Below are 13841 nucleotides of genomic sequence, written 5' to 3'. Positions count from 1 at the left end.
AGACGCCGCAATGGATTATCTACTCGATCCGGAGCTTGCGGCCGTGGCGAGCGCCGTGCCGACGATGGACCTCGCCGACCTGGCGTCCGCACGTGAGAGCCAACGGCTCGCGGTCGCGCAACTGCCGAAATACGAGTCCCGGACGCCGATCACGACGACGGATGTCGTCGTCGCGGATCGACATGACTTCGCGGAGGTACCGGTTCGGATCTATGCGTCGGCTGATCGGGTAACCCCTGCGGCCACACTGCTGTACCTGCACGGCGGCGCCTACGTCATGGGCGACCTGACCCTCGCGGACTCCACCGCGCGAATGCTCGTCGAACGGGCCGGAGTCACCGTCGTGGCCGTCGATTACCGGTTGGCACCCGAACACCCCTACCCCGCGGGCTTAGCGGACAGCTACGCGGCCCTGCAGTGGGTCGCCGATCACGGCGGAGACTTCGGGTTCGATCCGGACCGTCTCGGTGTGTTGGGCGAGAGCGCGGGCGGCGGCCTTGCCGCGGCACTCACGCTACTCGCCCGCGATCGCGAGGGGCCTGGCCTGAGAGCTCAATTTCTCGACGCGCCAACCATCGATGATCGACTGAACACCCCGTCGATGACGACGCTTGTCGACACGCCCGTCTGGCAGTCCGTCAACTCCCCGCACAGTTGGCGCTATTACTTGCGCGGCACCGCGGAGCCGGGCGGCGCCGGCGTCCCGCTCTACGCGGCACCCGCCCGCGCCACGGTCGACGACCTGGGCCGGCTTCCGCCCGCGTTCGTCACCGCCTACCAGGTCGATCCGACCAGGGACGAGGGTCTCGACTACGCGCGCATGCTGATTCAGGCCGGCGTACCCACGGAGGTCCACCACTACGCTCAAGCGTTCCACATGGCCCACATCATCCCGGGAACCGCCATCGGGGTCCGCATCATCGCAGATCGAATCGGGGCGATCCGGCGGATGCTGAATGCGTGAAAGCGGGCGGCGTCAGTCGTCTGGATAGTCCCGGCGAGGCCGTTTCGCTGAACCGGCTAGGGCCCGGTGGGCTCGACGGTGCCGGTCCCGGAATTCTGCCGGTAGGAGCGGTAGGGGTCTTCCGGTGCGCCACGATTCGCGCCGGGCATACCGGGATCGGTCACCGGTCCTGCTACCCGGGCGCCGCCCGAGCCACGCGAGTGCTGAGCAGGGGCGCCCACACCGTGCCGGGCGTATCTGGCCTGCAGTTCCGCGAAGGATTCCCTGGCCACCTCCGCGGCATCGACGCTGGCGCCGGCCTGGCCGCGTGCGGCAGCTTGTCCGGGACCGGTCTCCGGTTCCGGGGGCGGCTGCTGGTATTGCGTCGTGTAGGCCTGGTATGCCTGGTAGGCCTCGACCAGGCGGATGTACGCCGAATAGTCCGCTGTTGTCGCGAGTTTGGCCGACCGAACAACTCTGGCCTCGTGGAGCATTGCGCCTGCCGCGACGAGCGCCTGCAGTGCGTTGAGCACTGTGACGACGGTCAGCGCCCAGTGCGGATTGCCGACCCTGATCGAGGTGAGCAGCGCGTCGGAGAAGCCGGTGACGGCGAGCACGACGACGAGCCAGGCACGGCGGGGCTGGCCGGACAGCAGGCTCACCGCCGACACGGTTGCGGCCAGCACGCCGAACCGCACCGGAAAGTCCAGCACCACCGGTGAGTCGAGGCTGACCGCGAAGATCAGCGGCCCGAGGACGGTGACCGCGATCCACAGTGCCCGGTCCAGCTGGTCCGGCTGTTCCCCGGACGCCTTGTCCCCCGGCGAATTCCAGCCATATGTCCCGTAGCCCGGATAGTCCGGGTGGTCCGATGTCCCCGTCATGGGCGCTCCTTGCTCACGTCAGTCCGCGATGTCGAGCGACGACTTGATGTAATGCATCTCGTCATCGGTGGCCACCATGGTTACGATGGCCGACTCCGAGCGGGTGCCCACGCGCACCAGATCGCGATCGTGGTCGAGCAATTGCAATGTCACATCAGCATTCTCGGCGAGCGGCGCGTGCGATGGTTTGACCACCATGGTTGTCACCGCGTCCCGCACAATGCGCTCGGCGACGCCGTCGAACATTTCCACCGAGTATTCACTTGCCCTGCCCGTCGGGGCCGCCTCCGCGTTGTGGCCGTTGATATTCAGCAGCTCGTGGTCACCGACTTGCTCTGCCATCGCGCGCCAGGCGGCGGACCGTCCGGTGTGGACGCGAACGCGGGCGCCCAGCGCCAAGGATCGCAGCACCACTTGCTGGGCCAGGTGCAAGGTGCCACACATCTCGACTCGTTGCACGCGCGGACCGAATAGCGGCACCGCGACCGCGCGCCCGCGCTCGTCGGCCCCGACCAGCTGGCCGCATCCGGACGCCGGCAACGCGAGTTCCCCGACGGACTCGAGCCCTTTCCCGAACACCCAGTGCCGCAGCGCTCGTCGCGGCGACGGCACCGGCAGGGCGCACACCAACGCGGCGTACTGCCTGCCGGGCAGCTGCCCGAGACCGGGCAGGTCGACCCGGGTGCGTCCATACGTGTCGAACCGCACCAAGCCACGAAGCTTGATCAGGTCGTCGCGCTCTTCGCGGCGCAGTGTCACACAGATCGTCGTCGACTGGGTCGGCACAGTCCACAACAGACCGAGACCCGAGGCGGTGAACATCGACGGCTTGAGGAAGAAGGTGCGTAGCTCCAACCGTCCATTGCGGCAGGCCTGCCACGTCTCATCCAGGTCATGCAATTCCATTCCGCCCGACAGTTCTTCGGTTACCGCAGCGATCTCGGCCGCAGTCACGATGTGTGGCCGCAGCCCGGCGTCGACCAGCCGGTTGCCGACCCGGCGGGTGGCTGTGGCGGCGGTTCGCACGATGCCTTCCCATCCTCCGCCTCGGTGTCGCACTGCGGCGGGACACCGGGTCGGATCCATACGTACGGCTACGTAGACCGTACGTGCAGCGATTGCCGGCAACGGTCCAAGGACGGCGTCGTAAACCGCTCCGATGTGGTCGCGGCTTCGCACTCGCACACCGCGGCTGACCACGTCGATGGACTCCAGCGAAATGTCGAACTGTTGCAGGCATTCCGCGAGCATTCGCAGCGAGATCATTTCCCCCGAGACGGTCATGGCGGGTTCCATGATCGTCAACGCCTGCGGATTCTGCTCGATGCGCATCAGCGATACCAGGACCTTGCCGTCCCAATGGAATCCGATCTGTGCGCCTTCGGACAGTTCGGCGTCGAAAGTCTCGAAACTGTGGGGCCGGCGCCCGCGACGGCGACGGTCATACCAGAAGCCGAGCCGTTCCACCACATGGTGCGGCAGAGATCCGCCGCGGACGGGGACGAGCATTGCCACCGCGATGACCAAACCGACTGCCGCGCCGTACCAGCCGGGTCGGTGTAGCAACTCTTCGCCGGCGACGCCTGCCGCAACGAAGAATTGCCCTGCCAGCAGGTTCGATATCGGCAAGATGCGCTGCGGCGTGATCGCGGTCGTCGCCACCAACCGTGACAACGCCTCCGGTTGCGCTCGGACTGGGCGGGTTGCGCTCCGAGTGGTCACTGGTTGCATCCTTGTCTACGTCTTTGCTTCGTTCGAAATAGGTTCGGAGGCAATGCCTGTCGGGACGGGCTAAACTTGCCTTGACTTCTCGTACTCCCCCGAATCCCGATAGGGGCCACCATGCCGGCGCAGGTCACGACGCGCGCGCAGGTCAGCGGGTACCGGCTTCTGGTCCGCCGTTTGGAACACGCACTGATCCGCGCCGACTCCCGGATGATCCACGATCCGATGCGTGGGCAGATCCGCGCGCTGCTGGTCGGGTTGGTCGTCGCCATTCTGATTTGCGGCGGGGCCGGCGTGCTGGCGTTTTTCAGGCCGGCCCCCAACTTCGGCGATTCGACAATCATGCTCAGCAAATCCAACGGCACGCTTTTCGTGCGGATCGGCGACCGCCTGCATCCGGTGCTCAACCTGGCCTCGGCCCGGCTGATCGTCGGAAAGAACGACCCGCCAAAGCAAGTCGACGACAAGTTCCTGAACACTGTTCCGTTAGGCCCGGCGGTCGGCATCGTCGGCGCCCCCGGCGCTATCCATGGCCCCGAAGACGCAGCCGTGTCGTCGTGGGCGGTGTGTGATTCCACGCAACTACCCTCCGTCACGGAGCAGGCCCGCGCATCCATTGTCGAGACCACGGTGCTGGCCAACAACCCGGTGCTTGGTGACGGGATCCGTGCGGCGTCACCCGAGCAGATGATCCTCACCCGGGCCGGTAGCTCCACCTACCTTGTCTACAACGGCGTTCGCGCCGCCATAAACCCAAGTGATCCAACCCTATACAACGCACTGCACCTGAACGACAGTGAAGTTCGCGAGGTCTCGCCGGGGTTGCTTAACTCTTTTCCGTTGGTCGATCCTATCGAGCCGATCGATATCCAGGGAGCGGGAGAACCGACCGGCTATCTGCCCGACACATATCGGGTGGGCGCCATCCTGAAAGCCGTCGATTCGCGGGGAGACCAGCTCTACGTAGCGCTGCACGAGGGATTGCAGCCGATCTCCGCGACCGCCGCGGACATCATCCGCTACGGCAACCGGCAATCGCCCACGGCGGCCGCCCCGATCGGGATTTCCCCCGCGTTGGTCGGTACGGCACCCATCGTTCACACATTGCACGTGGATAAATACCCGCCGACTCCGGCGCAATTCATCCACGCCGATCCCGACCGAGTGGTGTGTATGTCGTGGCAGCGCAACAACTCCACGACCGCGGCAACCACCCGCATGCTCGTCGGTAACCGCCTGCCTCTTCCCGACGACGCGCAACCGGTGCGGCTGGCCACCGCGGACGGCGGGGGTCCCGGCCTGGACACCGTCTACCTCAGGCCCGGCACGGGCGAGTACGTGCGGGCCGCCGGCGAAGAGCCCGACGGCCAAGCCATGGGTCAGTTGTTCTACGTCGACGACGTGGGGGTGCGCTTCCACATCGCCGACGAGGCTGCCGCGACAGCCCTCGGCGCCGTCGGTGTCAAGGCGGCGGGCAACGCGGGAGAAAAACCGAAGTCCGCTCCGTGGCAGGTCCTGGCGCTACTCCCGCCCGGCTCTGAGCTTTCCCCGCAGGCGGCACTGATTGCCCACGACGGAATAGCCGCCGACGCCGACGGTTCCAAGATCACGCCGCCGCGGGGCTGACCCCGTGCCGGTCGTCATATTCGCAATCCGCGGAATAGTGTGTAAAGCCGGATGATTGAGCACGCCAGCGGAAAAACCATCCCAATCGCGACGTACTCCAGCATCTCGACCCGGCGGCGCAATACCGGCGAGAAGTCCACTTGAGGTGCGACCAATCCGCACAACACCATCAGCACGGTCAAGGCAACAAGTGCTATGGCGGCATTGACGCGCCACCCGTCGACGAAGGTAGCGGTCTTGACGATGAGGACCAGGCCGATCACCAAACCGCCACCGATCAATACGGCGGACTGGAGCAGGTCGTGGTGGCTTCTTCCGCGCAAGCAAAGTACAGTCGCCACAACGACGCCGAACAACGTCCCTTGCCAATAGAATTCGTTGCTGACGTCAAGCGCAAGGTAACAGCCGATGACGGCGAGGATGGCCGCAGCGGCGACGAGTCCGGTCAGGTGTTCCCTGGCCCGCCGAACCTGTTCGGTCATTCCTTCCTCGGTCGGAATGACCTGCTTCCCGATCGCATTGACACCATCGACGGCGGTCCCGCCCTGCGTTTCGATGTCGTCGAGCGGCTCACCTGCGGTCGGAACGCGCGGCACGGGAAGTCTGGACAGTAAGATCGTCGTCCTGGGTGCGAGGTAAACCATGATGACAGCCACCGTTGTCAAGATGGTCCCGATCGCTCGCGGTTCGGGATGAAAAAGTAACTGCGCCAGGGCGGCCGGCGTGCCGAACACCCCGATCGCGACGACAGCACTGTAGAGCGACCGGCCCCGGCGGGACGTAATGAGGTGAAAGAGCGCCACCAGAGCCGTCAACGCCAACGCCATGGGCACCGCGTCGGTACCGCGCGCGCCCGGCACAACCAATAACGATCCACCGAAAATCAGCAGCAGCCCCATGCTGGCCAACCATGTGGTGTCCTCCGGGTCGCCGGACCGCATACCAGCGAGGAAAGAGACCAGGGCACAGCCGATTCCGACTACCAGAACCGCGAGAGCGGTAATCGGAATGCCGATGATCGACGGCGTGGCGGCTGGAAGCCGAAGCAGCAGCACGGTCGCGAACGCCAGCGCCATGCCGAGCGCGAAGTGAGCCGCTGTTCGGCCGTGCTCGGCAAACCACCCGCCGCCAACGGATTCAGCCACGCCCTCGATGTCGTCGACCAGAGGCGGTGGCCCTAGCGGCCCGGCTTGACGGACGAGCAGGACTTCACCATCGCAAACACCGGCGTCGGTCAACGACCTGGCCGGGTCGATGGTCTCGCCGGTGAGGCGTGACAACGTCCAATGTCCTTCGGCCTCATCGAATTCGACGTCCGAATCGCCCCGCGCGGTAAGCTGGTCGTTGGCCAATCGGATGACGTCGCTGACGAGCGCCGCGACACTGGCGGTGGTAGGCACACCCACGTCCAGGAGTAATTCGCCGACCACCACGGTGATTCGGCTGAGCTCCTGCTCGTCGTCCCACGCGAGATCCGGTTCGGTCAGCGACAGCGCTACCGCCATCGCGCACCACCCACGGGGCTACGCATACTGTAGACATTACCTGGGGCTCGTGACGCCGGGCGAGGATCGGCACGGGAGGCGACTTGGCTAAAGAAGGTTACGTCCGGCGCCTGCGCGTTGCGCCGCCGCGAATGCCCGGCGGTGAGGTCGCCCTCCAGTCGCCACCGGAAGTGCCGCGCATCATTGCGGGCAACCTATTGACCAAGCTGATGCCGCTCATGATGGTCGTCGCCAGCGTGGGCATGATCGCGTTGATGATCACGGTGGGTGGTCGCGACATCACCCGGAACCCGACGTTCTTGATTTTTCCCATGATGATGGTCATGTCGATGGCCGGCATGTTCATGGGCGGTGGCGGCGCGGGCAAGCCGGGCAAAGCCGCGGCCGAACTCGACGAAGAGCGTAAGGATTTCTTCACCTACCTGGCCGGCCTCCGGGAGGACGCCGAGGAAACCGGCGACGCGCAGCGCGCCGCACTGGAGTGGAGTCACCCCGATCCCCGTACTCTCATCGACGTTGCGGGCACGCGGCGCATGTGGGAACGTCGGCCCACCGACCACGACTTCTGCCACGTTCGTGTCGGTGTCGGCACGCACCGTCTGGCCACGCGCCTGATGGCACCCGAGACGGGGCCACCGGAAGACTTAGAGCCGGTGTCCACCAACGCTTTACGGCGCTTTGTCAGTGCGCATTCGGTGGTGCACTGCCTGCCCACAGCGGTGTCGCTGCGCGCTTTCCCCATCATCAGCGTGCAAGGCGACCGCCAGCTTGGCCGGCAGTTGGTGCGCTCGATGATTTTGGAGTTGTGCGCCTTCCACGGCCCGGATCATCTGCAGGTCGCCGTAGTGACGGCCAATCCGGACGACGCCAACTGGAGCTGGGCGAAGTGGTTGCCGCAGGCACAAGACGCGTCGGCGCGCGACGGGTGCGGCAGCATGCGGATGCTGTTCCCGTCGCTGGAACTGCTGGAGAACTCGCTGGCGTCGGATCTGGCCGAACGCGGCCGCTTCACCAGAAATGCCCCGCCCAGTCAGGGTATTCGCCAGTTGGTTGTCGTCATAGACGACGGATATGTCACCGGCGACGAGAGGCTGGTCACAGACGCCGGCCTGGATAGCCTCACCGTGCTCGACCTCAACGGCCCTCGCGAGGGGCCGGCGTCGCGGCGCGGCCTGCAATTGGTGGTCGAGGGTGACGACGTCGGTGCCCGCACGGCCGCGGGAACCGAACGATTCGCCACCCCGGACAGGATCACGCTGGCCGAAGCCGAGGCCACCGCGCGCGCGTTCAGCCGCTACCAGCTCGGCGGCGCCGCTCACATCGTCAACTTGGAATCAGACAGCCGAGCAACCGATCCGGGCCTGATGGCGTTGCTGAACATAGCCGACGCCGCCGCAATCATCCCCGAAGAAGTGTGGCGTCAGCCCACCCCCCGCAACCGCCTCCGGGTGCCCGTCGGTTACACCCCGGCCGGGCAGCCGCTCGAGTTGGACATCAAGGAGTCCGCAGAGGGCGGCATGGGCCCGCACGGCCTGTGCATCGGTGCCACCGGCTCGGGCAAATCCGAATTCCTGCGCACGCTGGTGCTGGCGATGATCACGTCGCACTCACCGGAGGTGTTGAATCTGGTCCTGGTCGACTTCAAAGGCGGGGCAACATTTCTGGGGCTCGAGGGCGTCCCTCACATCGCCGCGATCATCACCAACCTCGAAGACGAGCTCACGATGGTCGACCGGATGCGCGACGCTCTCGCCGGCGAGATGAACCGTCGTCAGGAGTTGTTGCGCTCGGCAGGAAACTTCCCCAACGTCACCGAATACCAACGGGCGAGGGCCAACGGCGCGGAGCTTGACCCATTGCCGGCGTTGTTCATCGTGGTGGACGAGTTCTCCGAGTTGCTCTCGCAGAAGCCCGATTTCGCGGAGCTGTTCGTGATGATCGGTCGACTCGGCCGGTCCCTGCACATTCATTTGCTGCTGGCTTCCCAGCGCCTCGAGGAGGGCAAGCTGCGGGGGCTGGACTCGCACCTGTCCTACCGAATCGGCCTCAAAACTTTCTCGGCCGGCGAGTCACGCAGTGTGCTCGGTGTGCCCGATGCCTATCACCTGCCCAGCGTGCCGGGCTCTGCCTTTCTGAAATGCGATGCCGACGAGCCGATTCGCTTCAATTCCTCCTACGTTTCCGGTGAGTACGTCAGCCCCCGGATATCGTCGCGGACCGGCAGGACGTCACTGCTGGGCGCCCTGGCACCGAAGCTGTTCACCGCCACGCCGGTCGAGAAGGATCCCGCGCCGGCCGCACCGGTCGAGGAGACCACCGGCGATGTCGATGCGGCGACGTCATCGGGGCCCACGAAGACCACCCTGCTCGATGTGGTGGTCGGCAGGCTGCGCGGACACGGACGACCCGCGCACGAAGTTTGGCTCCCGCCACTGGAGGCCAGTCCTGCGGTGAACCTCCTCCTGCCGAACCCGAGGTGGAGCGATGCCGGCAACCTCAACGCAAGGCTGTGGCTGCCGATCGGAGTGGTGGACCGTCCCTACGACCAGCGCCGCGACGCCCTCGTGATCGACCTCTCGGGGGCCCAAGGCAACGTCGCGGTGGTCGGCGGTCCGCAGTCGGGTAAGTCGACGACGATCCGGACCCTCATCATGGCCGCCGCCGCCACCCACACTCCCGAGCAGCTGCAGTTCTACTGCCTGGACTTCGGCGGCGGCACCCTGGGCAGCCTCACGAATCTGCCACACGTCGGCAGCGTCGCCGGCCGCATGGACGCCGACCGCATCCGTCGCACCGTAGCCGAGGTCAGCGGGCTGCTGCGCGAACGTGAGTTGCGGTTCAGGGATTTGGGCATCGAATCGATGCGCGACTTCCGCCAGCGCAAAGCCCAGTTGGCCGGGCTGCCGGAAGACGCCGCCGCCCGGGACCCGTTGAACCAGGACAAGTTCGGCGACGTGGTATTGGTGGTCGACGGTTGGGCCACTATCAAAAGCGACTTCGAGATGTTGGAGCCGGCGTTGCAGGCTATCGCGATTCAGGGCCTCTCGTACGGCATCCACCTGGCCATCACGGCCAGCCGCTGGATGGAGATCCGTCCGGCCGTCAAGGACATGCTGGGCACCAGGGTCGAACTACGGATGGGTGACCCGGTCGACAGCGACATCGGGCGCAAATGGGCTGAACTCGTTCCGGTGGGCCGGCCCGGCCGCGGCATGAGCCCGGAGCGGCTGCACATCCTGATCGGGTTGCCTCGCCTTGACTCCAGCTCCAACATCGAAGATCTGCCTGCCGGTGTTGCCGGGGCGTGCGCGGAGGTTCGCCAGGCATACGGTGACAGGCAAGCGCCACGGGTGCGGATGCTTCCCCACAGCGTTGACCGCCTTGCCGTCGTCGATGCCGCGCGCCGGGCGGGCATTCTGGGCGAGAAGGCCAAGGTCGCCATCGGCATCAACGAAACCGAGTTGGCGCCCGTGATCATCGATTTCGATTCCCAACCGCATCTCGTTGTGTTCGGCGACAGCGAATGCGGCAAGACCGGTTTGTTACGCAACATTGCCGAGGGATTGATGGAGAACACTTCGCCACAGGAGTGCAAGATTGTGCTGGTCGACTTCCGGCGCACCTTGCTGGGAGTGGTCGAGAACGAATACCTCGGCGGTTACGCGACGGCCGCGCAGTCCTGCGGGGAGCTGATGACGGCGTTGGCGGCATCGATGAAGGACCGGCTACCGCCTAGTGACATTACCCAGCAACAGCTCAAAGAGCGCTCGTGGTGGCACGGCCCGGATGTGTATGTGCTGATCGACGACTACGACCTCATCCCGGGTGGATCGCTCAATCACCCGTTGGGACCGATCGTCGAATACCTGCCGCAGGCAAGGGACATCGGTTTGCGCGTGATCGTTGCCCGCCGTATCGGCGGCGCCGCGCGCGCGATGATGGATCCCATCATCGGGCGGCTCAAGGACTTGTCGTGCAACGGTCTGGTAATGAGCGGCACCAAGGAGGAAGGCGCTCTGTTCGGCTTCAAGGCCCAGCCCATGCCGCCCGGTCGCGGCATGCTGGTCTCGCGCACGATCAAGAGTGACGTGATTCAGCTGTCCCGGATGCCCGACCTATGAGCGGCACCCGTGAATCCCAGACCGTCCGGGTGATCTCCCCGGCGGCCCAACTGGTGCGATTGTCGTTCTTGTGCAGCCAGACTCAGGTGGACGTCTCGGTGCCACTTGATGTGCCGATCGCGGGGTTAACGCCGGACTTGGTCAAACTCGCGCGGGTGCGTGAGGCCGCCGAGGCCTCCGCGGTCGACGAGCCGCTCAAAGACGCCAACCGCAACGTATGGGTGCTGAGCCGGCGCGGTGAAACCACTCCGCTGCCGCCGGACGTCACGCTGCGCGAAGCCGGCGTCGCCGAGGGTGAACTGCTGCGGATCCGCGCACAGCCCGCGCTGTCTCCGCCGACGCTGTACGACGACGTGGTGGACGCCGCCGCGCGCCTGAACAAGGCCGGCTACGCCGGCTGGGACGGGGTAGCCGCCCGCTGGATGACGTTCGCCGGCGTGTACGGTGCCGCGGCGGTATGGGTGTACTTCCTGCTGGCTCCCACCTTTATGGCGAATCATGCTGCGCTGGTGGGGCTTTCGGCGGTCGCCGCCCTGGGGTTGGCGGGCGTCGCCGCAATAGCCCATCGCTCGCACGGCCGGTCCGACATCGGGGCCGCACTGGGATGGGCGGCGATTCCAGTCGCGGCCGCGATCGCCTGGACGGGGCTGCACACCTGGGGCGGGTACGCGCAGGCCGCCGGATGTGTAGCCGTAGCGGCCTTTTCGGCGGCCCTGTTCCGCGGCGTCGGAACGGGGCACTGGGGTTATCTGACCGCCGCAGTGGTCTGCATCTTCGCCGGACTTGCACTGGTCGCACACACCACCGGGATCAAGGCCGACCTGACGGGTGTCGTGCTGGCACTGGTCGCCACGCTGGGCTGTCGCGCGGCGCCCGCGTTCACGCTGTTGTTCACGAGCCGCAGGCCGCGCGGCTCCGGTAAGCATGCCGACCTTCTCAAAAAGTCGTCAGCGGAGGATCTTTGGGCCCGGGTACGGTCCGATGACCTGACCCGCGCGGCGTTTCGTGCCGGCCTGGCGGTGAGTGCTGCCCTCGGAGCGCTGGTCGTCCTTGCCTCGCAGCACCCGACCAAATGGTCCGGTCTGGTGTTTGCGATCGGTTGCGCGGCGGCATTGGGACTCTACGCACGCGAGCCGGTCACCGCCGTGGAACGCGCCGCGTTGGGCGTACCCGCTGTCGCTCTTGCACTGGTGGCCTGTGTCTTGGCCCAGCGCGGCGGCCCGCCGTTGCGGCTGACGGCTTTTGGGTTGCTGCTGGCTGCGACCGTCGCGTTCGCCGCGGCCGGGACCGCCCGCTTGTGCGGGCGGCTGGCAACCGCTGCGGCGTATTCCGCTTACCTGATGACCGCGGCGTTGATCCCGCTGGCGTTGTGGGTGCTCGAAGCCTACCCGCGTTGGTACGGCACGTGAAGATCGTGGTGGCGGCGATGGCCCTGATGCTGTCTGTCGAGAGCACGTTGGTGATGCCGGCGTCGGCACTGGCCGTCGAGCCCCCGGCAGTACCCCCGGGAAGCCCGCCCATCGGACCCGTCGCACCGCCGGAACCGACCGAACAGCGAACCGCCTGCGGTCTCGGGACCGTGTTCCCCGGCAGCCGGTTCCAGCAGCGTCCCGCCGCCGACACGATGCTCAATTTCTCGGCCGCGTGGGCTTTCTCCCGGGGAGCCGGGCAGAAGGTCGCGGTGATCGATACCGGCGTGGCGCCCAATCCTCGGCTACGTGCGCTGGAACCGGGTGGCGACTACGTCTCGACGTCGGACGGCTTAGTCGACTGTGACGCCCACGGCACCCTGGTCGCCGGCCTGATCGCGGCGGCTCCCAGCCCCGACGACGCCTTCGCCGGCGTCGCACCGGACGCGGCCATCTTGTCGATCCGGCAGAACAGCGATCTGTATGCGGTGCACGGACCGGGGTCAACGCAGAACGATCCGAACGCGGTGTCCCCGGGCTACGGAAACACCCACACATTGGCGTTGGCCATAGCGCACGCGGTGGACATGGGGGCGACGGTGATCAACCTCTCCGAGGCGGCCTGCGCGCCGGTGGGCGCCGGTTTGGACGACGGCGACGTCGGTCAGGCGGTTCGGTATGCGTTCGAGCGAAACGTCGTGGTGGTCGCCGCGGCGGGCAACGTCGGCGCGCAAGGACTGTGCAGCGCCCAGAACGAGGTGCGCGACCCGAATCTTCCGCTTGCAGACGCGTGGCATGCGGTACGGACCGTCGCCAGCCCCGCGTGGTTTCGCGACTACGTCCTCACGGTCGGTGCGGTGGCGCCGGATGGAAAGCCGAGCGATTTCTCGCTGCATGGGCCATGGGTGAGCCTTGCCGCTCCCGGCGAGCAGCTGACGTCGTTGAGCCCCAACGGTCCCGGATTGATGAACGCGTGGCAGGACCCCCAACACGGTTTGGTGCCGATCAACGGAACCAGCTTCGCCGCTCCCTTCGTTTCGGGCATCGTTGCCCTGGTCCGGTCCCGGTTCCCCGCCATGTCGGCCGCAGAGGTGGTCCAACGCATCGAGCGCACCGCGCGGACAACGGGTGCCGGACCCAACGCGGCCACCGGCTACGGGGTCGTAGACCCCGTCGCGGCATTGACGTACGACCTGCCGTCTGCTGCAAAAGAGCCGGCTCCCTTCGCCGGCCATGCGATTAGCTTTCCGCGACAACGCGATCCGGGGAGCCATCGAGCGCGGGACATCGTGCTCGTCGTCCTAGGGGCATGTGTGGCGCTGGCCGCCGTCACCATTGTCATCAGCAACGGCACAGCCCGGAGACGCAAGTGAAGGCGACGCCGCACGTGGCCGGCGTCGCCGTGGAAGCCGAGGTGTGACACTGACGATGGATCCGTACCAAGATGAACCGGTCGAGCCGGAGGCCGAAGGGCCGACCGAGTTCGACGAAATCGAGGGCAGGGCAGCACAACTGCTGGCCCGAATGGCCGCGCAGCGTTCGCAACAACGGCAGGAACCAGAGCCCGAGCCGGTCCACGACGTCCCAGCGCCGGCGGACGACAAACCACCCGTCGCCGCGGATGAGCC

General features: G+C 66.4%; 8 protein-coding genes. 5 read left to right on the top strand and 3 right to left on the bottom strand.

Annotated features, from left to right (window positions below; all coding sequences use genetic code 11):
* Window positions 1-10: 10 nt before the first annotated feature.
* Window positions 11-964, top strand: a complete 954-nt coding sequence (locus OK015_RS07905; RefSeq protein ID WP_268130516.1) for an alpha/beta hydrolase — start codon at window positions 11-13, stop codon at window positions 962-964.
* A 56-nt stretch (window positions 965-1020) separates the two neighbouring features.
* Here the strand turns inward: OK015_RS07905 and OK015_RS07900 are convergent, their stop codons facing one another.
* Together OK015_RS07900 and eccE are read right to left on the bottom strand one after the other, a co-directional pair.
* Complete coding sequence (locus tag OK015_RS07900; protein ID WP_268130514.1) at window positions 1021-1827, bottom strand: DUF5336 domain-containing protein; 807 nt, start codon at window positions 1825-1827, stop codon at window positions 1021-1023.
* Window positions 1828-1845: 18 nt separating this feature from the next.
* Complete coding sequence (eccE, locus tag OK015_RS07895; protein WP_268130512.1) at window positions 1846-3549, bottom strand: type VII secretion protein EccE; 1704 nt, start codon at window positions 3547-3549, stop codon at window positions 1846-1848.
* A gap of 120 nt (window positions 3550-3669) precedes the next feature.
* Here eccE and eccB point away from each other — a divergent pair, with 120 nt between their 5' ends.
* Complete coding sequence (gene eccB / locus OK015_RS07890; protein WP_268130510.1) at window positions 3670-5178, top strand: type VII secretion protein EccB; 1509 nt, start codon at window positions 3670-3672, stop codon at window positions 5176-5178.
* Window positions 5179-5192: 14 nt separating this feature from the next.
* On the opposite strand, the gene eccD (OK015_RS07885) is transcribed toward eccB, so the two are convergent.
* On the bottom strand, window positions 5193-6683 hold the full coding sequence (gene eccD / locus OK015_RS07885) for a type VII secretion integral membrane protein EccD (RefSeq protein WP_268130509.1): 1491 nt from the start codon (window positions 6681-6683) through the stop codon (window positions 5193-5195).
* Between the two features lie 83 nt (window positions 6684-6766).
* On the opposite strand from eccD (OK015_RS07885), the gene eccCa reads away from it, so the two are divergent.
* The 3 genes from eccCa to mycP are packed head-to-tail and all read left to right on the top strand — an operon-like array spanning window position 6767 to window position 13586.
* Window positions 6767-10804 (top strand): type VII secretion protein EccCa, encoded by a 4038-nt coding sequence (eccCa, locus tag OK015_RS07880; RefSeq protein ID WP_268130508.1) that lies wholly within the window; start codon window positions 6767-6769, stop codon window positions 10802-10804.
* On the top strand, window positions 10801-12213 hold the full coding sequence (eccD, locus tag OK015_RS07875; RefSeq protein WP_268130506.1) for a type VII secretion integral membrane protein EccD: 1413 nt from the start codon (window positions 10801-10803) through the stop codon (window positions 12211-12213). The genes eccCa and eccD (OK015_RS07875) overlap by 4 nt, the downstream gene beginning before the upstream one ends.
* Before the next feature lie 17 nt (window positions 12214-12230).
* A complete protein-coding gene (mycP, locus tag OK015_RS07870) occupies window positions 12231-13586 on the top strand; it encodes a type VII secretion-associated serine protease mycosin (RefSeq protein WP_442791276.1) in 1356 nt (451 codons plus the stop codon).
* The last annotated feature ends 255 nt before the right edge of the window (window positions 13587-13841 follow it).

The organism is Mycobacterium sp. Aquia_216 (genome assembly GCF_026723865.1).
In the GTDB taxonomy this organism is placed as follows: Bacteria; Actinomycetota; Actinomycetes; order Mycobacteriales; family Mycobacteriaceae; genus Mycobacterium.
The sequence above is the reverse complement of the archived record's forward strand: the minus strand, read 5'-3'. Positions and strand labels throughout refer to the sequence as shown.

What these genes read in the sequence shown, in the direction of transcription:
- eccD (WP_268130509.1), bottom strand. Translation starts at nt 6,683, where the DNA reads ATGGCGGTAGCGCTGTCGCTGACCGAACCGGATCTCGCGTGGGACGAC.
- OK015_RS07905 (WP_268130516.1), top strand. Translation starts at nt 11, where the DNA reads ATGGATTATCTACTCGATCCGGAGCTTGCGGCCGTGGCGAGCGCCGTG.
- eccB (WP_268130510.1), top strand. Translation starts at nt 3,670, where the DNA reads ATGCCGGCGCAGGTCACGACGCGCGCGCAGGTCAGCGGGTACCGGCTT.
- OK015_RS07900 (WP_268130514.1), bottom strand. Translation starts at nt 1,827, where the DNA reads ATGACGGGGACATCGGACCACCCGGACTATCCGGGCTACGGGACATAT.
- eccD (WP_268130506.1), top strand. Translation starts at nt 10,801, where the DNA reads ATGAGCGGCACCCGTGAATCCCAGACCGTCCGGGTGATCTCCCCGGCG.
- mycP (WP_442791276.1), top strand. Translation starts at nt 12,231, where the DNA reads ATGGCCCTGATGCTGTCTGTCGAGAGCACGTTGGTGATGCCGGCGTCG.